The 240-nt window shown below is 62.1% G+C and carries 1 pseudogene; it reads left to right on the top strand.

The window, feature by feature from the left end:
• Window positions 1-37: 37 nt before the first annotated feature.
• Window positions 38-240 (top strand): annotated as a pseudogene (locus ACZ3HG_RS24740) (hypothetical protein); the annotation flags it as partial.

The raw sequence follows: 240 nt of genomic DNA, 5'->3' as shown, positions 1-240 counted from the left end.
CATCTATGACTACACCACGGTACCGGGGGTCCACGCGATGAACCCCTATCTCCGCGACCCGAGTCATCCGTCGCCGTTCGACGTGGGCTCCGTCGAAACGAGGATCGAGAACGCGACCTCCGGCCTGTCGAAGCTGCCCGCGGAGCCGGGACGGACGTATCGCGGCGTAACGCTGGATCAGAACTTCCTCGATACCTTCCAGATCGGACGGAAGTGGCACGACGACACCTTCATGAGTTC

The sequence above is a fragment of the Erwinia sp. PME.40.26/001 genome, assembly GCF_055556675.1.
The sequence above is the reverse complement of the archived record's forward strand: the minus strand, read 5'-3'. Positions and strand labels throughout refer to the sequence as shown.